The sequence below is a fragment of the Bacteroides xylanisolvens genome (assembly GCF_018289135.1).
Taxonomy (GTDB): Bacteria; Bacteroidota; Bacteroidia; order Bacteroidales; family Bacteroidaceae; genus Bacteroides; species Bacteroides xylanisolvens.
In genome coordinates, this window is sequence record NZ_CP072216.1 from 6091356 (window position 1) to 6118268 (window position 26913).

The 26913-nt window shown below is 42.8% G+C and carries 17 protein-coding genes; 8 read left to right on the forward strand and 9 right to left on the reverse strand.

What is annotated here, in order from left to right; all coding sequences use genetic code 11:
- Positions 1-3 precede the first annotated feature (3 nt).
- Complete coding sequence (locus INE92_RS24835; protein ID WP_015532386.1) at positions 4-3225, reverse strand: SusC/RagA family TonB-linked outer membrane protein; 3222 nt, start codon at positions 3223-3225, stop codon at positions 4-6.
- 297 nt (positions 3226-3522) lie between these two features.
- On the opposite strand from INE92_RS24835, the gene INE92_RS24840 reads away from it, so the two are divergent.
- The 7 genes from INE92_RS24840 (at position 3523) to nagB (ending at position 12111) form a co-directional block, all read left to right on the forward strand.
- Complete coding sequence (locus tag INE92_RS24840; protein ID WP_015532387.1) at positions 3523-5163, forward strand: hypothetical protein; 1641 nt, start codon at positions 3523-3525, stop codon at positions 5161-5163.
- A gap of 47 nt (positions 5164-5210) precedes the next feature.
- A complete protein-coding gene (locus tag INE92_RS24845) occupies positions 5211-6788 on the forward strand; it encodes a pectate lyase (protein WP_049702319.1) in 1578 nt (525 codons plus the stop codon).
- Between the two features lie 173 nt (positions 6789-6961).
- A complete protein-coding gene (locus tag INE92_RS24850; RefSeq protein WP_195436433.1) occupies positions 6962-7756 on the forward strand; it encodes a LiaF transmembrane domain-containing protein in 795 nt (264 codons plus the stop codon).
- Positions 7757-7759: 3 nt separating this feature from the next.
- Positions 7760-8578 carry a LytTR family DNA-binding domain-containing protein gene (locus INE92_RS24855; protein WP_004312817.1) on the forward strand — a complete coding sequence of 273 codons (819 nt, stop codon included), beginning with the start codon at positions 7760-7762 and terminating at the stop codon, positions 8576-8578.
- 437 nt (positions 8579-9015) lie between these two features.
- A complete protein-coding gene (locus INE92_RS24860) occupies positions 9016-9996 on the forward strand; it encodes a TIGR01212 family radical SAM protein (RefSeq protein WP_009040076.1) in 981 nt (326 codons plus the stop codon).
- Positions 9997-10050: 54 nt separating this feature from the next.
- Positions 10051-11247: an FprA family A-type flavoprotein gene (locus tag INE92_RS24865; protein ID WP_008020770.1), complete on the forward strand. Its 1197-nt coding sequence runs from the start codon at positions 10051-10053 to the stop codon at positions 11245-11247.
- Between the two features lie 51 nt (positions 11248-11298).
- The gene (nagB, locus tag INE92_RS24870; protein WP_004301540.1) at positions 11299-12111 is read left to right on the forward strand and encodes a glucosamine-6-phosphate deaminase; all 813 of its coding nucleotides are present in this window, start codon (positions 11299-11301) and stop codon (positions 12109-12111) included.
- A gap of 93 nt (positions 12112-12204) precedes the next feature.
- On the opposite strand, the gene INE92_RS24875 is transcribed toward nagB, so the two are convergent.
- The 4 genes from INE92_RS24875 to INE92_RS24890 form a co-directional block, all read right to left on the reverse strand.
- Positions 12205-12819, reverse strand: coding sequence for an L-threonylcarbamoyladenylate synthase (locus INE92_RS24875; RefSeq protein WP_015532391.1), 615 nt, complete (start codon positions 12817-12819; stop codon positions 12205-12207).
- 80 nt (positions 12820-12899) lie between these two features.
- Entirely contained in the window at positions 12900-15425 is a 2526-nt protein-coding gene (locus tag INE92_RS24880) for an AsmA family protein (protein WP_074706744.1), read from the reverse strand.
- A gap of 800 nt (positions 15426-16225) precedes the next feature.
- On the reverse strand, positions 16226-18223 hold the full coding sequence (locus INE92_RS24885; RefSeq protein ID WP_044134930.1) for an AAA family ATPase: 1998 nt from the start codon (positions 18221-18223) through the stop codon (positions 16226-16228).
- A gap of 105 nt (positions 18224-18328) precedes the next feature.
- Positions 18329-19114 (reverse strand): Cof-type HAD-IIB family hydrolase, encoded by a 786-nt coding sequence (locus tag INE92_RS24890; protein WP_055234879.1) that lies wholly within the window; start codon positions 19112-19114, stop codon positions 18329-18331.
- Positions 19115-19182: 68 nt separating this feature from the next.
- On the opposite strand from INE92_RS24890, the gene INE92_RS24895 reads away from it, so the two are divergent.
- The gene (locus INE92_RS24895) at positions 19183-20355 is read left to right on the forward strand and encodes a MalY/PatB family protein (RefSeq protein WP_055234877.1); all 1173 of its coding nucleotides are present in this window, start codon (positions 19183-19185) and stop codon (positions 20353-20355) included.
- 254 nt (positions 20356-20609) lie between these two features.
- Here INE92_RS24895 and INE92_RS24900 read toward each other — a convergent pair whose 3' ends face one another.
- The 4 genes from INE92_RS24900 to INE92_RS24915 are packed head-to-tail and all read right to left on the reverse strand — an operon-like array spanning position 20610 to position 26908.
- Positions 20610-23420, reverse strand: a complete 2811-nt coding sequence (locus INE92_RS24900) for an alpha-L-rhamnosidase (RefSeq protein ID WP_195436432.1) — start codon at positions 23418-23420, stop codon at positions 20610-20612.
- Positions 23420-24823, reverse strand: coding sequence for a rhamnogalacturonidase (locus tag INE92_RS24905; protein WP_195436431.1), 1404 nt, complete (start codon positions 24821-24823; stop codon positions 23420-23422). The genes INE92_RS24900 and INE92_RS24905 overlap by 1 nt, the downstream gene beginning before the upstream one ends.
- Positions 24820-25422, reverse strand: a complete 603-nt coding sequence (locus INE92_RS24910; RefSeq protein WP_195436440.1) for a DUF4450 domain-containing protein — start codon at positions 25420-25422, stop codon at positions 24820-24822. Before INE92_RS24910 ends, INE92_RS24905 begins: the two co-directional genes overlap by 4 nt.
- Complete coding sequence (locus tag INE92_RS24915; protein ID WP_195436430.1) at positions 25373-26908, reverse strand: glycoside hydrolase family 28 protein; 1536 nt, start codon at positions 26906-26908, stop codon at positions 25373-25375. The genes INE92_RS24910 and INE92_RS24915 overlap by 50 nt, the downstream gene beginning before the upstream one ends.
- Positions 26909-26913: the final 5 nt, after the last annotated feature.

Consider the following 26913-nt stretch of genomic DNA (forward strand, 5'->3'; position numbering starts at 1 on the left):
GTTTTAGAATGTAACATTTATACCACCTACAAATGAACGGCTTTTAGGATAGGCCGAATAGTCTATGCCCGGAGTCATAGGTGTTTTGCGACAAGTGTCTACTTCCGGATCGGCACCGGAATATTTAGTGAAGCAGTAGAGGTTGTATCCTGTAAAGTAGATACGCACATTCTGCATTTGTAGTTTTTGTACGAAAACTTTCGGCAATGTGTAACCGATGGAAATGTTGTTGACACGCAGGAAGGCACCGTCTTCTACAGCCCAGTCCAAAAGTGGAATCTGTGTGATGGAAGCTGGGTTGAATATGCTGGCACCGGCATTTATTTCATTTAGACGGTTGATGGCATAGTCGCTTCCAAATTCGTTGATATAGCTTTTGGAAGTCATGTCCATTCCGTTGGCAGGGTCAATCCAAGTGTAACGTTTGCTAAGGTTGAATTCATTGTTCAGATTCCAATCTTTTTTTGTGTCACTATAGAATCCGGAAGCAAGTTTGGTAGCGTTGATAATTTTGTTTCCCAATGAATAGTTAAAGAATGCACTTAAATCAAAGCTCTTATATCGTGCATTGATACCGAAACCGCCAGTTATTTTCGGGATTGTATTTCCAAGGCGTTCTTTCTCGATTTTACCATCTGCATTTGCTTTCAGTTTGGGGGATCCAGGACCGAAATTATTGACTTTCATGCCCGATTCCGTCGGATTGACACGTCCTTCCTTAAGTTTCCATCCATTATCCCAAGTAAAGTCTTCTGTGGTATAGAAACCATCTAGTTTATAACCGTATACTTCACCCAGTCTTCCACCTTCTTCAATTAGGAAATCATCGATACCAGCGATTAGACTGCCGCCCCAGCCACTGCTTTGCCAGATTTTATTTGTAGGCAGTTTGTCAATTTTAGCTTGATTATAAGAAATGTTGAAGTTGAAATTCAGACCGAAATCTTTTTGGTCGACAAGGATAGCGTCTAAAGCAAGCTCAATACCTTTGTTAGAGGTTTGACCGAAATTCTGATATTGGAACTCATAACCAGCTCCTTTGGGGAGGGTAGTTTGCATCAACAAATCTTTGGTCGTGTTCCAGTATGCATCTAAGCTACCGGAAAGGCGTCCGTTCCAGAAGCCGAAATCCAAACCTATATTACGAGTGAGCGTTGTTTCCCATTTCAAGTTCGGGTTGGACAAGTTTTTACCTCTTTGCAGAACCACGCTGCTTGTATTGTTGAAATAGATATGTTTGTCTCCCGAACCTGCCAGTGAGTAAGTTGTTTCTAGCGACCCGGAGGGAATCCGATTGTTTCCTGCCGTACCGATGCTTAAACGAAGTTTTAAGTTGGAAAGCCATTCTTGGGAGTTTCTCATGAAAGCTTCGTCGGATATACGCCATGCTAAAGCCAGTGAAGGGAAGTATCCCCATTGATTGCCGGAGGCAAATTTGCTGGAGCCGTCTGCACGCATGGTGAAAGTCATCAGGTATTTATCGTTAATGGTGTAGTTGATACGTCCGAAAAAAGAGAGCAAGTTGTCTTTGATACCAATGTATGTATCTGTGGGAAGTGCCTGACCTTGTCCCATATTAGCAAGTACTTCTTTTATTGACATGTTTTTAGGGAAACCTACAGATGTCATTGTTGTTTTGTGGTCGTAGCTGCTGGATACTTCATGACCTAACATGACATTCATTCTGTGGTTCAAATTGAACATTTTATCGTTATTATATGTAACAGTATTGGCGTTTCTCCAGTTCTTGTTGATAAGTTTGGTTAATAACGCTTGGGGCATTCCCGGATTTCCATATTTACTGTTGTTTGTAGCTTCCACCCCCCATACTTGGTCAGTATTATTGTATTTCCATCCATATCCGAATTCGCTTCTGAATTTAAGTCCTTTTACGGGTTCCCAGTTCACTCCGGCATTGTAGTTTTGCTGGAAGCGGCTAACACGTTTGTAAGTCGCGTTCAATATTTCGATAGGCGTGTAACGTGCGTTATTAACGTTTTCATCATCGTCACTGCCGCCACTGATTAATTTTTCAACAGGAGCAAATACTACAGAGCGTGCATTTACAGAAGTGGTTGCACTTGATTGATTGTCGTCTGCACCGCTTCCGGTTCCTTTTACTTTTTGATAGGATAAACGGGCATTGAAGTCAAATGTTAGCCATTTGTTGATTTTTGTATTTATTTTAGCATTGATGTTGTCTTTGGCAAAACCTGAGTTCAACATGATACTTTTTTCGTCGTTACGTGAATAACTGATATTGAATTTGGTATCTTTGTTTCCACCACTGACACTAATATTGTATTGTTGTTGATTACCGGTGCGACCAAATATTTCTCCTTGATAGTCGGTGTCTGTGTATGATTTATAAATCTCCAGATCGTCAAAGGTGCCATAATTAAAACTTTTTTGGTCTAATTCTTGTTGCCACATCACAAACTCATACGGATTGAGTACATCGACCATCTTGGTCACTTTGCGCAAACCGTAAGATGCACCGAAGTTTACCTGCACCTTACCTTCTTGACCGGATTTAGTAGTAATGATGATAACACCGTTTGCACCACGGGCACCATAAATAGCAGTAGAAGAAGCATCTTTCAATACATCTACCGATTGAATATCTGTTGGAGCAATATCAGAGATACTTGATACGGGAAATCCGTCTACAATATAAAGCGGTGAATTATCTTGAGATAGAGAACCGCCACCACGTACGCGGATTTTTACGTCTGCATCAGGAGAACCTTCAGTCGTTGTGATAGATACACCAGCCATTTTTCCCTGTAATGCTTCTGATGCAGAAGATACCGGAATGGCAGCTATCTGTTTGGCACTAACGGAAGATACGGAACCAGTCAGATCCTTTTTTGCAACGGTTCCGTAACCAATTACCACAACTTCGTCCAATGCTTGTGTATCATCGGAAAGAGTGACATTAATTTGACTTTGTCCTTTTACAGCAATATCCTGAGTTTTCATTCCGATATAAGAAATTGTAAGGGTTGCTTTTGAAGGAACCTTGATAGAATAGTTACCATCTAAATCAGTAATTGTACCATTGGTAGTATTACCTTTCTCTACTACAGAAGCTCCGATGATCGGTTCTCCTGTTGTGTCTTTCACATTACCTTTTACGGTAATTGTTTGCGCTGATACGCCAAGCGATATCGCTGCAAATAGCATTAGCAGCCAACTACGCATGTTTTTCACTTTGTTAGACATTCTTTGCATGTTTATTAATTAATGGTTATTGTTTTGATTCTGTACTCACATTTAGAGTTAATTCCTCGGTACAAAAGTATATGAATGTGAATATAGATATGTGCAATATTTGTTTTTCACCTAGTATTTTTTGTTTTTTAATAGCCGGCAGGCATTTTTAGAATAGTTTTAAAACAAAAAATACACATGCTAGCTTGAAAAGCCTTGTTTTATCGATTTTAATGATTTGGAAAAACAAAATTTGAACAAGACTTTTCTTTATCCTGTCTACTTTTGTCCTCATTAATCTAATAATGTATGAAAATGGATATAATTCTAAGTAAATGGTGTTTGGCTATTTTGTTTGCTTTTGGAATTCTGGCGTGTACTGATGGTGGTGACGCAAATGAATTGCCTAAAGAACCTGAAGGGACTGGAGAAACTCAAGATGAAAAGATACCAGCTTTTCCTGGGGCAGAAGGACATGGACGCTACACAACCGGTGGGCGTGGTGGCGATGTATATATTGTTACTTCATTGGAGGACAAGTTGCAGAACGGAACTTTACGTTATGGTATTGAGAAATTAAGCGGAAAACGTACAATTATTTTCCAGGTATCCGGAACTATTCATTTAAACGGTGATTTAAAGATTAAGAATGGAGATTTGACCATTGCAGGACAGACGGCTCCGGGGGATGGTATTTGTTTGGCTGGTTATCCGGTTTTCTTGGAAGCAGACAATGTTATTGTCCGTTTTATGCGTTTTCGAATGGGAAATAAAGAAGATGTCAGTGCAGACGGAGCCGACGCCTTTGGCGGTCGGTATCATAAAAATATAATGATTGATCATTGTTCTATGAGTTGGTGTACTGACGAATGTGTTTCTTTCTATCAAAATGAGAATTTTACACTGCAATGGTGTCTTATTTCTGAAAGTCTGCGTTTAGGTGGGCATACGAAAGGTCCTCATGGTTATGGTGGTATATGGGGAGGTATGAAAGCTTCTTTTCACCATAATCTATTGGCACATCATGATAGCCGTAATCCTCGTCTAGGTCCTGGAGTTAATTCGACAAAAGAGAATGAAATTGTTGATATGCGTAATAATGTCATTTATAACTGGTGTGGAAACTCTTGTTATGGTGGAGAAGCCATGCATGTAAATATTGTGAATAATTTTTATAAGCCGGGGCCTGCCACTCCTACTGGCACTTCTAAACGTGGACGTATTATTGCCATTGACAAAAAAGTGAGTGATTCGGATAAGAAATCATATCCGGCCATTTTTGACACTTGGGGAGATTTCTTTATCCAAGGAAATGTGGTGGATGATGGGCAAATTAATGGTGCGGCTGATTACGATCGTTGTATGAAGGCTACAAAGGATAACTGGGAGTACGGAGTTTATAATCAGTTTGATAAAAAGTATGGAACGTTGGATGAAAGTACAAAAAAAGCTCTTAAACGTACTACTCCTGTAGAAACAGGTACTGTTACCACTCATGATGCCCGTATGGCTTTTGAGCGTGTTATGGATTATGCAGGTTGTTCTTTGCACAGGGATAGAGTGGATGAACGTATTGTTCAGGAGACTCGTACCGGGACTGCGAACTATCAGGGAATGAACGAGCACAATGGTCAGGGAGTTGTTGAAGGTATTGATTGGAAAAGCGTGGGGTATCCAAAGAAAGGTATCATTGATAGTCAGGATGATGTGATTCCTGTTGGAGAATCTTCAGCATGGCCTGAATTGGTACAAGGTGTTATTCTGAAGGATTCGGATAATGATGGTATGCCTGATGAATGGGAAAAAAAGTATGGTTTGAATCCGAATGATGCTTCTGACCGAAATGGTAAAACAGTAGATGAGGAAGGAACATATACAAATCTGGAGATGTATATGAATAGCTTGGTACAAAAGATTGTTGAGGAACAGAATAAAGGAGGAGTACAATAAATAAATTTGGTGTATTTTTGTATTATTCCATAAATAAAAATATGAATATGAATTTGATCTTTCGTTGTTTAACCGTTTTATTAACTCTGATCGGAAATGAGGCTGTTTTTGCCTTTTCTGGTATTGGTAACACTCTTGATTTTGGAGAGTTGGCTGCTTTTCCCGGAGCAGAAGGATATGGACGTATGACTACAGGCGGACGTGGAGGTGAAGTGTATATTGTTACTTCTTTAGCAGATGATGGGATGCCTGGCACTTTACGTTATGGTATAGAAAAGTTGGATGGTCCTCGTACTATCATTTTTCAAGTGTCCGGTACAATATTTCTGCATAAAGACCTAAAAATACGGAAAGGGAATTTGACTATTGCGGGACAAACTGCACCGGGAAACGGTATTTGCATAGCGGGTTATCCGGTGACAAATTATGCTAGTAATGTAATTCTCCGTTTTTTACGTTTCCGTATGGGTAATAAAGAATGTGTGCATCCTGACGGTGCAGATGCTTTAGGAGGAAAAGGGGCAAGGAATGTGATTATAGACCATTGCTCTATCAGCTGGTGTACAGATGAATGTGCCTCTTTTTATGAAAATGATGATTTTACTATGCAGTGGTGCATTATTTCTGAAAGTCTTAGATTAGGTGGACATACCAAAGGTCCTCATGGATATGGAGGAATTTGGGGAGGTGAACACTCTTCTTATCACCATAATTTATTAGCCCATCATGATAGCCGGAATCCCCGTTTCGGATTAGGAGCTAAGGTACGTAAGAATGGAGAATGTGATGGTGATTATGTAGATTTTCGCAATAATGTGATCTATAATTGGGGTATGAACAGTTCGTATGGTGGTGAAAGGATGAATATTAATATAGTGAACAATTATTATAAACCTGGTCCTGCAACGGTGACAGGCTCTAAACGTGGACGGATTTTTGCTATAGATGCAACAGAAAATAGGAATGGGGGGTATCTGTGGGGAAAGTATTATATTGATGGTAACGTTGTAGATGGAGGGGCAGATGATAAAAACAGCCAAAAGGCTACAGCTAATAATTGGGAATATGGAGTTTACAATCAATTTTCGAATAATTATAAGAAAGTAGTTACGCAAAAAACTAAAGACTCGATTCGATTGGACAAACCTCATGAATTTGCATCGGTAACGACACATTCTGCTTTCAATGCTTATAAACAAGTGTTGGATTATGCGGGGTGTTCATTGCATCGAGATGATGTGGATGCACGTATTGTGAAGGAAACACGTACGAGAACAGCTGGATATAAAGGTTTGAATATTCATAATGGAGAAGGAGGTATTTGGAAAAGTGAAGGATATCCGAAACCAGGATTGATAGATAGTCAGGATGATTTGCTCTCGTTAAATACTTCGGAAAATGTTTCCGCATGGCCAGTTCTTTTACAGAGAAGTACCTTGATTGATTCTGATAATGATGGTATGCCTGATGCATGGGAGAGAAAATTCGGATTAGATCCTCATGATGCTTCTGATGGCAATGGAAAAACGATAGATAAATATGGCCAGTATACAAATCTGGAAATGTATATGAATAGTTTGGTGCATGACATTATTGAAAAACAAAATAGCGGTGGAAAAAAGTAATCTGCAAACATCGTATTAAGAATTATCTTTATCAGGTAAGATACTTTATAGTCAGTTTCACCGGTTTTTATCCGGCATTCATCGGAATTTATACCGGAAATCAACAGAAAAGGCTGTAGAAGCAGTGGGAAATGATGTATCTTTGAACCATTAATCAATTAATAATAGAGACAATGGAAGAGAAACAAAAATTTCCCACTGCTACAGGCTTTTCCGGTAAAACACTGATAGCTTCGCTTTTTATCCTTTCTGGGATTCTGCTGTTTGCCCGTAATATGGGATGGATTACATCTGAAGTCTTCGATATGATCGTATCCTGGCATTCACTCCTTATTATATTAGGTATATATTCTATGATTCGCCGCCATTTCATCGGTGGAATCATCCTTTTGTTGATAGGTGTGTATTTTTTGATTGGAGGGCTTTCATGGTTGCCTGAAAATTCGCAGGCAATGGTATGGCCTATCGCTCTGATAACAGCAGGTGTCTTATTCTTTTTTAAAACCGGCAAGAACAGGCGGGGGCACTGGGCGCACCATCATGCCATGCAGCACCGTCAGAAGTGGATGAAGATGCATCAGGGACAACCCGGCATGAACTTTGAAAGTGAACAACAGCAGGCAGAGTCAGTAGATGGTTTTCTACGTGCCGAGAATGTTTGGGGAGCTGCCCGTCACGTGGTACTTGACGAATTGTTTAAAGGAGCTGTCATTCGCACATCCTTTGGAGGAACGACGATTGATTTGCGCCATACCCATATTGCACCCGGAGAAACATACATCGATTTGGATTGCAGTTGGGGAGGAGTTGAGATATATGTCCCTTCTGACTGGAAAGTCGTGTTTAAATGCAATGCTTTCTTTGGAGGATGTGATGATAAACGTTGGCAGAATGGAAATATAAATAAGGAGAGTGTATTAGTAATTCGGGGAACACTTTCTTTCGGAGGCTTGGAGGTTAAAGGCTAGCGTATGAAAGCACATCCGATTATAGAATCTCCTTTTCGTTGGATTCCGATGCTGGTGCTGGCATTGATTCTGGTTGTATTCCAAGTAGCTTTAGTCTGTGGATACACCGGAAACGATTATCTTCCCGCTTTGGTAGATGGAATAGTAACGATCGGTTGGTTGGCGGCTATCGCCTATCTGGCATGGTTTGTGGTCGGTCTTGTCTCGTTGTTCCAGACGGATGTAATTATGATTATCGTTGGAAGTCTGCTTTGGCTGGCAGGAAGTTTTATGGTCTGTGACATAATGGTGAGAATTGTAGGAGTGTCCTATGTTCCTTTTGCGCAGACAATCCCTTTCCGGTTATTGTTCGGACTACCGGTTTTAATTGCCATTACTCTATGGTACCGCTTGATAGTCACAAAAGAAGAAGTACAAAATCAGGAAATGGAAAAAGAACTGGCTGTACATCAGGTGAATGTGGCTGAACAGCAGAAAGAGTCAGCCATGGAATGGGTAGATCGTATTACAGTGAAAGACGGCTCCCGGATTCATTTGGTGAAGGCAGACGAATTGATTTACATACAAGCATGTGGAGATTATGTGATGCTGATAACCCCCACAGGCGAATACCTGAAAGAGCAGACTATGAAGTATTTTGAAACTCATCTCTCTCCGGATACATTTGTTCGGGTGCATCGTTCTACGATTGTGAATGTTACGCAGATTTCCCGGGTCGAGCTTTTTGGAAAAGAAACCTATCAGTTATTATTGAAGAATGGAGTGAAACTTCGGGTTAGCCTTTCCGGCTACCGGTTGCTGAAAGAACGGTTGGGGATATAAAATCTGTTTATTCTGATTTTGTAATATACTATCACTACAGCCCTGTTATAAATGTTTCATCTAGCAGATCGGTTGGGTAATAGTATTGATCTCGCTTCTTTGTTTTGGAAAAGTGAAATGAATAATATTCGTTAAAAAAATCCTCTTTATAATCTTATTCAGAATATAAAGAGGATAATTTTATTGACAAGAGTTGCATGGGGTATGGTGAGATGAAATCATAATTGGGGAATAATTGCACAAGACTTTCACAAGTATCCTCCTGCCAATGCCTAAAATCATGACAAAGCTAATTAAATAGTTTTTTGAATAGCAATGTTTATTAATTTATCTTATGGAATTTATGAAATTTTTAATATATTGAAGATATTTTGTGTCAACTTTCCATAACTCGCTGATTTTGCTTATGTTTGTAGGTAAAATAAAGAAAGAAGTGAATGAACATGTCTACGCAGCTATTATATAATGATTTTCCTACTTTTTTGCGGAAATATTTTCCTTACAAGGTACAAAAGATTTCATTGAACGCAGGTTTCACTTGTCCTAATCGTGACGGAACAAAAGGATGGGGCGGATGTACATATTGCAATAACCAGACTTTTAATCCGGATTACTGCCGGACAGAGAAGTCTATCACTACCCAATTGGAAGAAGGGAAATGCTTTTTTGCCCATAAATATCCGGAAATGAAATATTTGGCTTACTTTCAGGCCTATACCAATACGTATGCCGAACTGGAAGGCTTGAAGCGTAAATATGAAGAAGCGTTGACGGTAGACGGGGTGGTCGGACTGGTGATAGGTACACGCCCCGATTGTATGCCGGAGAGTTTGTTGCGTTACTTGGAAGAATTGAACAAACATACTTTCCTTATGGTTGAATATGGGATCGAGAGCACTTGCGACGAAACCTTAAAACGCATTAACCGGGGGCATACTTATGCCGATACGGTGGAAGCCGTCCGGCGGACAGCCGCCTGTGGTATCCTGACAGGCGGACATATCATCCTCGGACTTCCGGGAGAAACGCATGATACGATGGTGGCACAAGCGGAAATACTTTCCGATCTGCCTTTAGCTACACTCAAGATCCATCAGTTACAATTGATTCGTGGTACACGAATGGCGCATGAGTATGATGAAGCTCCTGATGGTTTTCATTTGTTTAACGAGGTGGAGGAATACATTGATCTGGTGATTGATTATGTAGAACATCTTCGTCCCGATATAGTTGTGGAGCGTTTTGTTTCCCAATCTCCTAAAGATTTATTAATAGCTCCGGACTGGGGATTGAAAAATTATGAATTTGTAGCGCGTTTACAAAAAAGAATGAAAGAAAGAGGTGCTTATCAAGGTAAGAAGTATAGGGATTCGGAAAAAAGGATTATTTTTGCAGACGATAAACTTACCACTGAATAAATAGCTGTTTGAGCGGAATATAGATGGTGGAAGAAATATAAATGGATTTGAAGAATGGAACATAAAACAAGAATTAAAGGAAATGTCCACTATGTGGGAGTGAATGACCGTAACAAGCACAGATTTGAAGGGATGTGGCCATTGCCCTATGGAGTTTCATATAACTCTTATCTGATTGATGATGAAATGGTGGCATTGGTGGATACGGTAGATATTTGTTATTTTGAAGTCTACTTGCGTAAGATCAAGCAAGTGATTGGAGAACGTCCCATTAATTATTTGATTATAAACCACATGGAACCGGATCATTCGGGATCTATCCGACTGATTAAGCAACATTATCCGGAAATTATTATCGTGGGTAACAAGCAGACCTTCGGTATGATTGAAGGTTTCTACGGTGTAACCGGCGAACAGTATCTGGTAAAGGAAGGTGATTTCTTAGCTTTGGGACATCATAAACTGCGTTTTTATATGACTCCGATGGTGCATTGGCCGGAAACGATGATGACTTTTGATGAAACGGACGGCGTTCTTTTCTCCGGCGACGGATTCGGATGCTTTGGCACTGTAGATGGCGGATTCCTGGATACGCGGATCAATGTGGATAAGTATTGGGGGGAAATGGTTCGTTACTACTCTAACATCGTAGGCAAATACGGAAGCCCCGTGCAAAAAGCTTTGCAAAAATTGGGAGGACTACCTATTTCTGCCATCTGTTCTACACATGGTCCGGTATGGACAGAGAATATTGCCAAGGTAATTGGTATCTATGACCGTTTGAGTCGTTATGATGCAGACGAAGGTGTTGTTATTGCTTATGGAAGCATGTATGGAAATACGGAGCAAATGGCGGAAGCTATTGCAGAAGAGCTTTCGGCACAGGGTGTTAAGAACATTGTCATGCATAATGTGACAAAGAGCCATCCTTCTTATATTATAGCGGATATTTTCCGTTACAAGGGATTGATTATCGGTTCTCCCACTTATAGTAATCAGATATTCCCGGAAGTGGAAGCGCTGCTCTCAAAGATTCTGTTGCGTGAGGTGAAGGGACGCTATTTGGGTTACTTCGGTTCTTTCACATGGGCAGGTGCTGCTGTGAAACGTCTGGCAGAGTTTGCGGAAAAGAGCAAATTCGAATTGGTCGGTGATCCGGTGGAGATGAAACAGGCAATGAAAGACCTGACTTATACTCAATGTGAAAACCTGGCACGTGCCATGGCGGATCGTTTGAAGAAAGATCGTTAAAACTGTGAATGAGATAATAATTTATTAACTAACCTATAAAACAATCGACTTATGAGACTTATTATTCAGCCGGACTATCAGTCCGTATCTCTGTGGGCTGCACATTATGTTGCTGCTAAAATAAAGGCTGCCAATCCAACCCCCGAAAAACCATTTGTATTGGGCTGTCCCACCGGATCTTCTCCTCTGGGTATGTATAAAGCTTTGATCGACCTGAATAAGAAAGGAATCGTTTCCTTCCAGAATGTGGTAACATTCAACATGGACGAATATGTAGGATTGCCGAAAGAACATCCGGAAAGCTATTATTCTTTCATGTGGAATAACTTTTTCGGTCATATCGACATCAAACCGGAGAATACGAATATTCTGAATGGTAATGCTCCGGATTTGGATGCAGAGTGTGCACGTTATGAAGAAAAGATCAAGTCATACGGTGGTATCGACCTGTTCATGGGCGGTATCGGTCCTGACGGACATATTGCGTTCAACGAACCGGGATCTTCATTGACTTCACGCACTCGTCAGAAAACATTGACAATGGATACCATCATTGCTAATTCCCGTTTCTTCGATAATGACATCAATAAGGTTCCTAAGACCTCTTTGACAGTGGGAGTAGGTACTGTACTTTCTGCAAAGGAAGTGATGATTATTGTAAACGGTCATAACAAAGCTCGTGCTTTGTATCATGCAGTAGAAGGTGCTATCACACAGATGTGGACAATCAGTGCATTGCAAATGCATGAAAAAGGTATTATTGTTTGTGATGATGCTGCTACGGCGGAATTGAAAGTAGGTACTTACCGTTACTTCAAAGATATCGAGTCTGCTCATTTAGATCCGGAATCTTTGATTAAGTAAGCATAAAACTGATTCTATAAAAAGAGAATGGGCTGCATCAGTGTTGAATTGATTGCAGCCCATTTTGTATGTTAGAGATAGCTGTCAGCGGAATTAATTCTCTTCCAGCCAGCCTTTTCCTTGCCGGACGATTTCCAGTTCGTTGTCCGTACATTTCACTACCGTTGAAGGTTCTATACCTCCGATACCGCCGTCAATGACCAGATCAACGATGTCGCCGAACTTTTCATCTATAAGTTCGGGATCAGTCATATATTCCAAGTCCTCGTGCTCTTCGTATGGCAGTGTGGTGGTCATAATGGGAGCGTCCAGCAGGCGTGCGATTTCACGGATGATGTTGTTGTCCGGCATACGGATACCTACTTCTTTCCGGTTGCGGAAGATTTTCGGTAACCGGTTGGTGCCGTTCAAAATAAAGGTAAATGGTCCCGGAAGATTATGCTTCATCAGTTTGAATACGTTATTGTCTACTTTTGCGTATTCGCTGATACTGCTTAAGTCATAACAGATGATAGACAGATTGTTTTTTCGAGGGTCTATCTCTTTAATCCGGCAGATCCGTTCTATGGCACGTTCCTTCAGACCATGACAGCCGATGGCGTACATCGTATCGGTAGGATAGATGATAAGTCCGCCGTCATTCAGGATATCGATGATTCGTTGTAAATCCTGCGGGTTATTGTTTTTATCATATAGTTTCAGTAGCATATTAAAAGCTTCATCCCTTCCCTCTCGCAAAGGAGAAGGAGGAGGGACGAGTGGGGTTAAATGGTTATTGTCTTCTCTTTTTATTTGAGTTTCTTTTTCAAGAAATCCAGTGCCTTTTCCGCAGCTTTCTCTGTGACTTTTTGTTTGATTGAGTCTTTGTTGGCGGTAGCGGCAGAGTCCAGGCCAAGTTTCTGTCCGAGTTTGCTGATTGCTTCATCGGCTACGGCTTCGACAGCTTGGTTGGCCATGCTTTTAGTATCTACGCTGACTTTCGGAGAGGTGAACGAACCTCCGATTTTCAAGTCAAGAGTCATTAACTTAGAGATATTGCCTACGGATGCGGGCAGTTTTACTTTACCGGAATAGTCGATGGTTTGATCGAGTCCTGTGCTGCCGGAAAGATTCAGTGTGTAGTCTCCCATCTTGATATCAAACGGTTTGGTTTCTACGCGACCGTCTTTGATGGTGAAATCCAATGTCATGTCTTTCACTTTCATGTCTTTCAGGCTGGGTTGCTTCACGGCATCGGCTATCTGGTCGATTGCTTTTACTCCGCTTAAACTAAGGTCGCGCGTGGAAAGGCTACCGTCACCCTGCATCGTATTCAGTACGGGGCTCATGGCTGCATCCAAATCTGTTAGGATATTGATGCTTCCGGAGAAATTACCTTTCAGGTTTTCGAAGATAGGAGCCATTTTCTGCACCATATCCAGTTCTTTGTATGCTTGTGCAAAACCGATATTGGAGAGCTTGAATCCGGCTTTCATTTCCGGCTTCTTTATGTTGGCGGTGGAGTAGTAGCCGTTCATCACTACATTACCACCCATGGTGTTCATGGAAAGGTTTTTCATATCCACTTTGCCATCTTTTACAACAAGTTTGCCATTCATATTATTGAAAGACATCTTGTCGAATAACACCTGTTTCAGGTTAGCGTCCATTTGGAAGTCGATGTTACGGGGAACTTCAACAATACCTGTGGCGGCTGTAGCTACAGAGTCGGTGGACGCAGCTTCTGATGTGGAGGCTTCATCGGCAGAAGCGGTGATGAAGTCGTTCAGATTGAAGTAGTTGGAACGAATATTCAGGTTTCCTTTCAATGTGCTACCTTTCAATACATAACCGATGTAGTTTTCAAACCGGCTGTCGGCGGTGATATCGTTCTTTCCGATGTTGACGGTTGTTTCACTCAACTGGAGGTATTTCGGAGTGAAGGTGAAGAGAGACTTTTTAATTTCTACATCCGGCATATCTTTCATTTTGAGTTTCATGCCCGTCAGTCCGATAGTGCCCGAGGCTTGTATACGTTCGTATTCTTCTTTTTCGATGGATGAGAGGCGTCCCGACATTTGCATATCGGCGTCGATGGTACCGTTCAACTCTATGTCTCCAAGCGGGTAGACTTGTTTGATCATACCTAAGTTGAGTACTCCTTTCGCTTCTGCTTTAAAATCCGGATCACTGATCGGCGTTTTCACAGTAGCAGTCAGGCTAAACGGATTTCCGGCAAGGCGGAAACTGAACGGATTGATGTTGACCGTAGTCAGGTCTATATTTCCTCCGGGATTTTGAACGTTGGCACTGATGTTGATTTGATCTACTCCTGCCGGTAGAGCCGGATAGCGGAACATAGCATCCTTGACTTGCATGTCAATATTGAATGCCGGAACGGTGTCTCCTTGCAGGATACCTTTGGCCGTTGCGGTAAGCGTTGCAGTTCCGTCTGTTTTCAGGCTGGAGAATTCTGTGGCGTAAATGGCGGGAATTAATGACAAAATTTCCTTGAAGCCTATATCATTCGTGTTAAGTTTCAAGTCCATGTCGATAGCCGGGTCTTTCAAGGCTACCCAGCCGTCGATGCCTGCCTGAATGGCGTTGAGGCGGATGGTATTGTCTTTTAATGTGTATTTGTTATTGGCAAGGTCAGCATCTACGTCCATCTTGGCGGAGATATTGGCATTTGCCAGGAAAGGGATTCCATTCATCTTGTAGGTGAGTGATTTGGTTTCCGCTTCCAGTTTCAGAGTGGTACGTTCGCTTCCTAAGTCTCCGGCACAAATAGCGTTGAAGTCGCGGATATCAGCATACATCTTTCCTTGTTGATCGTCATAAATCAGATTCATGTTTTTGATAACAAAGCGTTGCAGCTTGACTTTGAAAGGAGAAGAGGCTTCTTCTTCTGCAGGCGTTTCGACTGTTGCTATTGTATCCGGTTTCATGATATCCCAGTTGGCACGTCCGTCCGGCAAGACAATGGCATGTAACTTCGTGTCTTCAATAAATATTTTAGAAATATCGTAACCGCTATCTCCGAAAAGGGAGAATAAGTTGACTGCGGCGGTAACTTCTCCGGCTTGTACAAGGGTGTCATTGGCAAATTCACCCGTACCCTTCAGCCAGAAATCTTCGAGAGTGACAGAAGCCTGTGGAAAATTGCGGAACAGACTAATGTTAAGGTTCTTAAAGTCAAATTGTGCGTTAAGCATCTTGTTGCCTTCTGTTTTTACAATGTCGGCTATCTTTCCTTGGAAGGCGAAAGGAAGAAGGAACATCAGAATGATAATTACTCCTACGGTGATAGCTGCGATTTTCAAACCTTTTTTCATTTGCTTCTATTTTAAGAGTTTGAGATATAATGAAGAGCAAAACTAATAAAACTTTTTGATAATAAGAGATAAAAGAGAAATTTTTAGGGATTCTTATTTTTAAATTAAGCGGAATCCAAAGGACTGGCTTCTGGCTTAATCCGAACTTCCGGTTTTAGTTCAAATCGGTGCAGAAATGAGATAAATGATCATTTTGCGGAGTGCCCTGAAAGGGCTTAATTATATAGCGTAGGGCAACGCCCTACGTAAAAACGACAATCTGAATTTGCGCCCTGAAAGGGCATAATTGTATACGGTTCCGCCCTTTCAGGGCTTGTGGCTGGTGTGTTTTTTTCGTAGGGCGTTGCCCTACGCTATATAATTAAGCCCTTTCAGGGCACCCCAATAAATATATAATTGTAAGGCTTTCAGCCTAACTGCAAAATTCCCATTTAACTGCAAAATTCCCATTTAACCGCTAAATTCTCATTTAACCGCTAAATTCTCATTTAACTAATAACCTGTACCGTGATGGATGAAAAAGAATTTACCACAGATCTATAGGTTATACAGAATTTGAGAATTGCCTATAAAGTAATCTTTTTTTTGGATTGATCCGAATCTAGTCTGTAAATATATTTGTGTATGATTCGCCAAAGGAGACAATGGTTCTACAAGGGGTTGTAGGTGGGGGATCCGTTCCTCGGTGAGCAATGCTCTCTTTCTCGGTGAGGAACAGGTCTTTCCTCGGTGAGGAACGGGGTGTTGGTCGGTGAGGAAGAAAACGGACGGTTTCCGTCTTCTTCTTTTATGTAGATTTATTACTTCTTCTTTTTTTTCAGTTCCTCTGCAATTCTCCATTGTAACGCAGCTTCCACTTCTTTTCCGGCTTTTAACAGGGCATCCCCGAAAAGTTCGTGTGCGCCGGCGTGTTCGGGTTTCAGGCTGGTGGCTTTGTCCAGGTCGGCGATGGCGCCTTCTGTGTTTTCTGTTTTTAGTCGGAGCTTTCCACGGTTATAGACTGCTTTAAAGTTTGCAGGATGGAGGCTGACTGCGGTGTTGAAACAGTTTTCAGCGTCGAAGTACTCTTTGCTGTTGAAGAGTGTGATTCCTTTTCTTATCCAGGCATCTATGTAGTTGGGGTCGAGGCTAAGGGCTTTGTCGTAGTTGGCAAGGGCGGCACGTACGTCGTGGGCTTGGGTGATACATTCGTTTCCCATTAACAGGTACTCGTGGGCGTATTGTCGTATACGTTCCTGTTGTTCGCGCATCTGTTCTTTGAGCTTCTTGTTCTGCTCTTTCAGTGTATTGATAATGCCGAGTTTACGGCGGATCAAACGACGGGGAACAGGTTTCTCAATATCGTAGCGGGAATGGATGGCACGGAAAAACTGTTCCAGACATTCTTCCATATCCCCTTTGTCGAAGGCACGTGAAGCGGCGGCATATTGCACATCGGCCTGTGCTTGTTTCAGGGCTTTGTCGATGGCTTGGCGGTTGTTGAAGCGTCCGGCAAAGTTGACGATTTCGGGGCGGACGAAAACATCGGCACGGTTAACAGGCTTTTTGAGCTGGATGCCGTCCAGTGAGGTACAACGGCTAAGTGCTACGTATGCTTGTCCTCCGGCAAATACACCGCCGGTGAAGTCGATGACTACACGGCTGAAGGTCAGTCCCTGACTTTTATGGACAGTGATGGCCCATGCTAACCGGATAGGGTATTGAGTGAAGCTGCCTAATACTTCTTCTTCTATTTCTTTTGTTTTTTCGTTGTAGTGGTAGCGGATATTTCGCCATGATTCCAGTTTTACGTCACATTCTTTTCCATCGTCGGTGATGACGTAGATCGTTTCTTCTTCCTCATCAATTCCGGCAATGACACCAATCGTACCGTTTACCCACCTACGATCGAAATCATTTTTGATGAAGATGATTTGTGCACCGGGTTTGAGTACAAGCTCTTGTGAAGTAGGCAGACTGCTTTCCGGAAAATCTCCTTCGATAACTCCTTCAAAAGTAATGGGTTCTCCGGGGAGCTCTGCTAATTTCTTCTCATTAATGGAGTCGACCGTATCTCTTCGGGTGGCGAGTGTGATGTACATATCCGCTTCAGATTCTTCAATCTGGCTTCCGTAGCGGGTGTTGAGTAGTTGCAGGTCTGCAGCTCCGGCTGTATTGGTGCGGATATGGTCGAGGACACTGACGAATACAGGGTCTGTCTGTCGATATACTTTTTGAAGTTCGATAGAGACCAGGTCTATTTGTCTGAACACTCTGGCAGAGAAAAAGTAAGGAGTGGGATAGAAGCGGTTCAAAATTTCCCGCTCATCGTTCTTTACAACGGGTTCCAGTTGGAAGACGTCTCCTACCAATAAGAGTTGTTTTCCACCGAAAGGTTCGCGCAGATTATGTGAATAAACTCGTAAGATACGGTCGATGGCATCGATGATGTCTGCCCGTACCATAGAGATTTCGTCGATAATGACCAGTTCTATTTGTTCCAGCAACTTACGATGTGGCTTGGTGTATTTGAAGAACTCATGAATACGGCCACGTTGGAGACTTAAATTAGGATCATCCGGCAATAACGGATAAAAAGGTAATTTAAAGAAGCTATGCATCGTACTTCCACCGGCATTGATTGCGGCAATTCCGGTCGGTGCAAGTACAACATGCTTCTTCTTGGTATGCTCGCAGACATAACGCAGGAATGTAGATTTTCCCGTACCGGCTTTTCCTGTCAGAAAGACCGATTGACGGGTATATTGAATCAGATTCAGTGCATCCTGAAACTCGGCGTTGTTAGTGTCTACGCTCATAATATAATAATATGCAAATTTGTTGATGTGTTAATTTGCCAATACGTTGTGTCATGAAATCGCGGGATAATAGTTTTTTGGGCGCATTGGTAAATCGGCACATTATTAAATAATTCCGAAATGTTTCATAGCCTTACTTATTCCGTCCTCGTCAATGGGAGCCGTAACGTAATCGGCAGCGGCTTTCACGTTTTCCTTAGCCTGTCCCATAGCAACTCCGATAGCTGCGTGGCGAAGCATAGTGATATCATTTCCTCCATCTCCGAATGCCATTGTTTCTTCCAGCTTTATGCCGAAGTAACGGATGATTTCATCAATACCTTTCTGCTTGGTGTCTCCTTTGGCTGTTATGTCTGCGAATGAGGGATACCAGCGTCCGATTTCGCAGGTGGGGATAGACGGACGGATTTCTTTTTCTTCTTCCTCTGTGATAAAAGGAGTCATCTGTATAATTTCCTTGCTTATTGCTTCTTCAAAAGATACAGTAGGAAGGACATTCACATGCAGAAAATCGTAGAATATCTTTTTCACCATATCATCAGGTTGGCAGACAGAAATATGATGTTCCTCTACGAAAATGCAGGGAACACCTTTCTTCTCGCAAAAAGCTGCCATTGCTTTCACTTCTCCCTGTGGTATGGCACTTTTATAAATAACCTGTTCACCGACAAAACAATAGGCTCCGTTCATGGTTATATATCCATCGATAAGGTTCCGGTCCTGCAATTCGGAAAGGTTGTTGATAATGGCTTTCGGGCGTCCGGTAGCGATAAATATCTTCAGCCCTTTTGCGTGGGCAGCTTCCAACGCCTCGATGGTAGAAGACGGTATACGGTGAGTTTCAAAACTGACCAGCGTTCCGTCTATATCAAAAAATAAAGCTTTCGTCATAAATTCCTTTTTGAATTGAGTACAAATGTACTACTTTTGTCTCACATAACATAAAAACATTATGCAGTATGAACTATAATTTTGATGAAATAATAAACCGTAACGGTACAGATTCCGTAAAATGGGATGCTGTGGAAAGTCGTTGGGGACGCAATGACCTGATTCCAATGTGGGTGGCTGATATGGATTTCCGTACGGCTCCTTTTGTAATAGAGGCTTTGAGAAAACGGCTGGAACATGAAGTGCTCGGATATACTTTTGCTTGCAAAGAATGGTCGGAGTCTATTGTTAACTGGGTGAAAGAGCGTCATGGCTGGACGATCCGCGAAGAGATGTTGACTTTCACTCCCGGTATTGTCCGCGGATTGGCTTTCGTTATTCAATGTTTTACGCAAAAAGGTGATAAAGTAATGGTCATGCCTCCTGTTTATCATCCTTTCTTTTTGGTAACGCAGAAGAATGAGCGTGAAGTAGTATACAGCCCATTGGTACTGAAAGATGGACAGTATCATATCGACTTTGATTGTTTTCGCCGGGATGTACAAGGATGCAAATTACTGATTTTAAGTAATCCCCATAACCCGGGTGGACGCGTATGGACAAAAGAGGAACTTTCTCAAATAGCTGATATCTGTTATGAAAGCGGTACTCTGGTGATCTCGGACGAGATTCATGCCGACTTGACCTTACCACCTTATAAACATCCTACTTTTGCTTTGATTTCGGAAAAAGCACGGATGAATTCACTTGTCTTTATGTCTCCGAGCAAAGCATTCAATATGCCGGGGCTGGCCAGTTCTTATGCAATCATAGAAAATGACGAACTTCGCCATCGTTTCCAAACCTATATGGAAGCAAGTGAATTCAGTGAAGGGCACCTGTTTGCTTACCTTAGTGTAGCGGCTGCTTACAGTCATGGAACGGAATGGCTGGAACAAGTGGTAGCCTATATTAAAAGAAATGTAGACTTCACGGAAACTTATTTGAAGGAGTATATTCCCGCCATTAAAATGATTCGTCCGCAAGCCTCTTATCTTATTTTCCTGGATTGTCGTGCGTTGGGACTCAATCAGGACCAGCTGAACCGCCTTTTCGTAGAAGATGCACATCTTGCATTGAATGACGGAACAACGTTTGGCAAAGAAGGCGAAGGATTTATGCGGCTGAATATCGCTTGTCCGCGTGCTGTGCTGGAACAGGCATTGAAACAACTTGAACAGGCTGTAAGAAATTTAAAGTAGCACTGGCAAGAAATAATCTGCCGCTATACTATATTTAATTGTTTTCTTTGAAGACAATATCTTTTTCATTCCCTAATGAGTTTTCGTTTGACTTAAGTCAAACGATAGAATAACTTAAGTCAAACTATCGCTTAACTTAAGTCAAACGAAAACTGGAATGCAAGTCCAATCACTTTTTTTAGAAAGAAAGATATAAAAGTTATTAGTGAAAGAAATTATCTTTCACTAATAAAGTAGAAGATCCATCTGTTAGTTTATATCCGGACCGTTTTCACCTCTGCGTCCTTTGTGTCCTCTGTGGTGACCTGTATAAAATCTACCGGAATCAATCGTACTTCACTATTCAAACCGGAAGGCATAGGAGCCCAATGCCCATAATTAGCCGGACGATATCTTAAATCTACAATATTGATTTCCTTGAATTTGCGCCACTGCACTCTCTGTCTGTCCAATTCTGCAATCCGATTCGCAGGGAGGTTAGTGACTTCTATCTCGATGTGGTTTTTTCCAGGTTTCAGGAATTGCCCTACCTTAAGCTGATAAGGTACTGCCCATACACAGCCTGCTTCCTGTCCGTTGATTCGGACACGGGCACTTTCGCGTACGTCTCCCAAGTCAAGAATCCAGTTGTCAGCTTTCAGAGCTGGCAACTCAATATCCAAAGAATAAACGCCAGTTCCCATATTTGTTTGGGCTGCCGGATGATCTATGTTTGTCCATGAACATGGACGGTCTATATCAAATGTACCCTGAATCTCCGGTTTACTTTCAGCAAAGTGCAATTTCCAGCCATGGTCCAGGCGAAGACTAAAGGGTTGTTCTTTTACATACTTCCACGGCTTGGATGCCTGTAAAGGTTGTCGGTATGTTTGCAGGATGATAGATTCGCCCGATTTTAATTGCAGATAGACTTGTGTCTTTCCGTCTACCTGACGCACTTTCGCCTCTCCGCATTCTCCGGTCATGGGGTTAAAGAGAGCGGCTGTTTCGGCATTTGTACCTAAAGTAATCCAACCATCTACTCCTTTGTTCTGCAATGAAGAGATGAAGTAATGATGTCCTGTGTCATTGACTCTCCGAATGGTCTGCAACCCGAATTTTGTTTTCATTTCTTCCGCAGGGATATTGCAACAGGCCAATGTACGTGCATAATCCGTTCCGGTGATAATCTTACCTTTCCCAATCGGAGTAACGGTTGTTTCTGAAAACGATACGGCAGGCAGATTCTTCAAAGTCTGTTGATAACTTTTTCGTTTCTGTTCCAGCTGACCATATCCCGGTACATCTGTCGGATAGTTTTCGAGGAATACAATGGTAGCTCCTTGCTTGGCTAGTTCATAAAGATGCGCCAGCACATCACTCGGCATCAAGTGCGCGGCAGGTACTACCAGAGCTTTATAACCAGTGCCGCCCGATGTAACTAACTGTCCGTTCTTGAAACGGGTACTGCGAATAAAGTTGTCAGAGATATAATCCCCGTCATATCCGCTGTTATTAATACGATGGATAGCATTGATAAATTTGGGAGCGAGTTTATCCATGTGGTGGATGGTGAACAGTAACAATCGTCCCGGTTGCTCGTTCCACATATCATATACCGGAAGATAAATCAGGAAATCATTATCCGGCCGTCCCATTTGCAGGAAACTCTGACAACGGGTTATGTAATGGAAGAAAGAAGGGGCATCACGCCAAATACTGTTCGTCGGACTCATATTGATAGAAGCATAGAACAGCCATCCGGGCCATTCGGCTTCTTTCGGAGAATAAGGAGTACCGTGGAAAAACATGTGATTGACTCCGGAAACAAACATCAAATCCATATCCGGTTTACATTGCGACAGGGAAGTACGGAAATGCTCCGTCAGCCATGTAAATGTCTCGGAAGAAGTATACGTTTTTCCTGCAATGTGAGCTGCCGAGGAGGCATATTTCAGCATAGACAGGTCCGAATCATTCTTTTTGGTCAATGAGTCCTGACGCAATCCTTCGATATGGAACTGCGACAGTCCGAAACCTTCACATTCCGGAATATCCACGGAAGCATAGATATCAATCAGATTACCGGGCGAACCGTGTGCTTGATTACGGGTGATACTACCGTTTTTGTGTGCCCAGTCTGTCCATTGATGACTGAAGTTCTCCAATAAGAGGTCGGAAATGGTTTCCCGGTAATCCGACACGATACGTCTGCTAACTTCCGGACGGTTTTCATCCAGAAACTCGGAGAAATGTTCTTCTAGTTTATACCCCCGTCTACGAGCGAACTGTTCCAGGAAATCATCTGTCCAGTCAGCTTGATAAACTTCGTATGAATCGTTGAAGAAAGTATGTGGATAACTTGTCTTGCTACTTTTGAAAGCACGATCAAAGCGGGAAAGATAATTTTTTACCGCCTTTTTTGAGAGATGATTCATCACATAGCCTTCTCCTCCCGGAGCTGCCCGTTTCACTTTCTGCCTTGTTTTCCCGATGTAAAGAGCAATCACTTTCCATTTGCCGGCAGGCGCTTTCCATTGCAGCTTGTCTTTTTTGACGTGAGCAGTCAGGTTGATACATTTGCCTTTTTCATCGTATGCCATCACCCGGCTTAGTACGGAAAATGGTTGTTGCTTGGGATCGGTCACCTTGATATCTTGTTCAATCTCTTTGCCGCCCTCTATTTCGTATGTCTGGAAGATAGCCTTGGTAGCCGCATCTTCGATACTGACTTCAGGTCCGCCAAAAGGCCATCCTGTTCCGGTATTCATATCAATCTCGATACCCGTACGTTTTCCTTCCGCCTGTGTATGTTTAAGCATTTCCATCCAGCGGGGAGAAAGAAACTGAATTTCATTCGCGTCATTGCCTTGCACCCCATAGATAGGAGTAATTTCTACTGCTCCCATTCCGGTGCGTGCGTATTCTTCCAGATTATACGTCAGATTCTTTTCGTCTACGGCACTTCCCAGCCACCACCATCTGGCACCGGGACGTGCTTCCACCGGAGTGTCCGGCCATTGTTGTGCTTGCATTACTCCACCTGCGGCGAGCAGGCAAAGAACTATCAATTGTCTTTTATTCATTATTCTTTCGGTGTGTTATAGTATTCTATGTTTTCTGCGTCATCAGTTACAAAAAGCGGTCGTCCGTCCGGTTGTTCAAAGTGGAAGCGGATGCCGTCGAAGGTAATATTCCGTGCGTGGCGGATATAAAATCCTTTGGCGGGAATAGTGCCGAACATCCAGGGCTCGGGATATACTTTCTCCTGTTCGGGCGGAATACGTTTGCCATCCTCTTCGCTATATCCTCCTTTATAATAGAGGTGAATATTTCGAAAAGTTACGTCCTCAATACATGCACCCGGCACTCCGCTGATGATGGAGGCATAACGGCTGTCGGCATTCCAAACGTTGATGTTGCTGATGAGAATGCGCTTCATGGTGCCCACAGGCGTACCTTCGGGGCTACGCATACGTGCGCCTAACCGGAGGAAGATAGGAGCGTTGACAATATTCCTCATCGTTATATTGTTGATAACAATATCTTCCAGATGTCCTCCGTCTACCGTTTCCAATGCCAGTCCCCTGCAATGTTCAAAGATACAATTAGTAATCGCAATATTGCGGAAACCTCCGCTACTTTCTGTTCCCAGTTTGATGCGTCCGGTGCGGTAACCATGATCGGGGGCTTGCGGTTCATCCAGTTGCCAGGTGCCATCTAATACACTTCCTTTATCATAACCACTTACGTAACAATCGCTAATCGTCACATTTTCCGTATCCTGGAAGCGTCCTAAACCGTAGGATGCTTTCAATACAATGGCATCATCCCAGGGCGAGTTCACCGTGCACTGGCTGATACGCACATTCCGGCAACAATCAATATCGAATCCATCCCGGTTTGTGTCTACTTTCAGATTCAGAATAGTCAGATGATCTACTCCTGTGGCAAGCAGGGCGAAATGTCCGCAATGCAGCATGGATAAATCTTTCAGAGTCACATTTCTACACTCCTTCAAGCTGATAGCTTTATTGCCTACACCCGGCAGACGGCTTTCTTCGCGAGTCAGCCCTTTACCGTAGATAAGTCCGGGCCCACTGATCGTTATGTTCTCCAGCCCGATTCCCCAAATTAAGGAATTCTTCCAGTGGCTGTGCCCGAAATCCTGATATTTGTTATGTTCATTCGGTTCGGCACTATCATATCCTTCCTCTTTTCCGGGAAAGGCGGCAAGAATACACGCACCTTGCTCCAGATACAAATGAATGTTACTTTTTAACCGGATAGAATAACAGGCATATTCTCCGGCTGGTAGGTAAACCGTACCTCCTCCGGCTTCTGCAGCTGCTTCAATCGCACGATTGATAGCAGGAGAATCGATGGTTTTTCCATCCGCTTTGGCTCCAAAGTCCTTAACGTTATAAATGGCTGCATGTATATGGATGCAACCAATTAACAGAGTGAATAATAAATAAGCTCTTTTCATTTTTTGTCGATTTTGGCAAAAATATCCGGTAACATATAATAGTTGTAATCCGCTTTTTCATTCTGTTCGTAGAAGCAGAAGTAAAGTCGGAGTGGCTTGGTGTCCTTTTCTTGAGAGGGGGGTGGAGAGAGATTGCAACGTCCGGCCAATACCGGTCGGTCGGTCCGTTTGCCCGATTCGTAAAGCATCAGGGGAGTTTCATCTTTATGTCCGTTGCTCAAGCGGATATCATCGCTGGGAGTGACAGCCTGTAAAGTACGTAATTTCATACTTTCTCCATAATAGCAAGTGAAAGCCTGTCCTTCCACACTGAAGACATTGATATCCGAATCCGGCTGGCAATCGCCGAAGCTCCAAAAGAGCTTATCCGCCTTTGATGTGGAAGTCACTTCTACTTCCAGAATAAATCCATGACTATCGGGCAGGGCTTTCCATTGGAAATGGATTCCTTCTACTTTTTCTTTAGGCTTCAGCCAGTGACTTTCATTTCCCTTCGATATTCCCAGCCGGAAAGTACCGGCAGGCGGAGTCAGGGATTGTGCTTGCGCATCAATGAGCAAGATTCCCAGCAGTACGGTGGTCAGGAGTTGTTTCAGCATAGTTGAAGTGGATATTACTTTGTTCATTTTCCTTTAGTTCAATAGCGTTTTTGTCTTTCATATCCAATGTGATTTCAGACAAATTGAAGTTTTTTGTATAGCAGATTTTTCCCGGTTTATTGGTCTGCGCTTCGATGGCATAAAGATAGAAATTTTCCAGACGTAACGAGTCATTCCAGCCGGAAGCAGAGATAAATTCATCTACATTTTCTGCTTTGATCTTCGATACATACACATTGCGGAAGTGCGGATAACCTTTTTCGGGTGGTGTTACTGGAGTCAGCATTACTCTCCAATGTTCCGGAATATCTTTCCCTTCATACTCTTTAGGTAATACGCTGTAACTATAACTGGGATTCCAGTTCAGATCCGCAGCCAGCACGTGGCGTACGTTTTCTGCTTTTACGTCGGTCATATAGATGTTTTCAATCGTTCCTCCGCGGTTCATGGCACTCTTTAACCGTAGTACAGCCGAGGTGCCGACTGCTTGAAGATTGTATCCCAATATATTTCGTATACTGCCGGAGGTTTCACTGCCACAGGTGATGAGGCCTGCGCCTTTGCGGGCTATACAGTTGCGTATTACTATATTCTCCGTGGGGAGATTGACACGCAATCCGTCTGCGTCGCGTCCCGATTTGATACAAATATTATCATCATTGCAATCGACGTCGCAGTTTTCAATCAGAATATTAGTGGACGAGTCGATGTCGATACCATCCGTACTGGGGCCGTGTCCTCCCAAGTTATTATTAATGACCAGTCCGTCTATGGTGCAGTAATTGGAATAAAGAACCTGGCATCCCCAAAAGCCTGTCCGCATCAGGGTGAATCCTTTGAGGGTAATGTCCGAACTGCGTTCCACGAGAATACCCCGTACACGTTTGCAGTCGTAATCTACAATCCAGCGTAATCCTTTCGCTTCATATTCTTTCCGCATTTCCCAATATTTATCCCAAAATACTTTGCCTCGGCAATCCAGCGTTCCCTCTCCACTGACGGCAGCGTTCTTTTCGTTGACAATGTTGATTACTGCCGCGGGCCATGTCATCTCAATTCCCGCAATCCGTGAACGGAATTCGGGATAATGATGAATGTGAGGACTAGCCAGTAGAGTCACTCCTTTATCCAGTTGCAGGTTGACACCGCTTTTTACGAACAATGCCCCTGTCTGATAATATCCCGGTTGAAGGGTGACCGTGCCTCCACCGGAGACGGAACAACTGTCGATTGCTTTCTGGATAGCCTCTGTGCTAAGCACCGTGCTGTCTGCTACTGCGCCAAAAGAATTGGCGGATAAAATAAGACTGTTTCCGGGCATTTGCCGGCTTCCTACACTGTCAGCCCATGACAAATCCGGTTGTTGCGGTACTTGCCCCCATTCGAAGCTGTTGCTTCCTGCCTGTTTGGCCGTTGGGGTGACGCAAGCTGCTGTCAAAAGTGTGCCTGCCAATAGGAACAGGGGAAAGATGCTTTTGGTTTTCATATTTA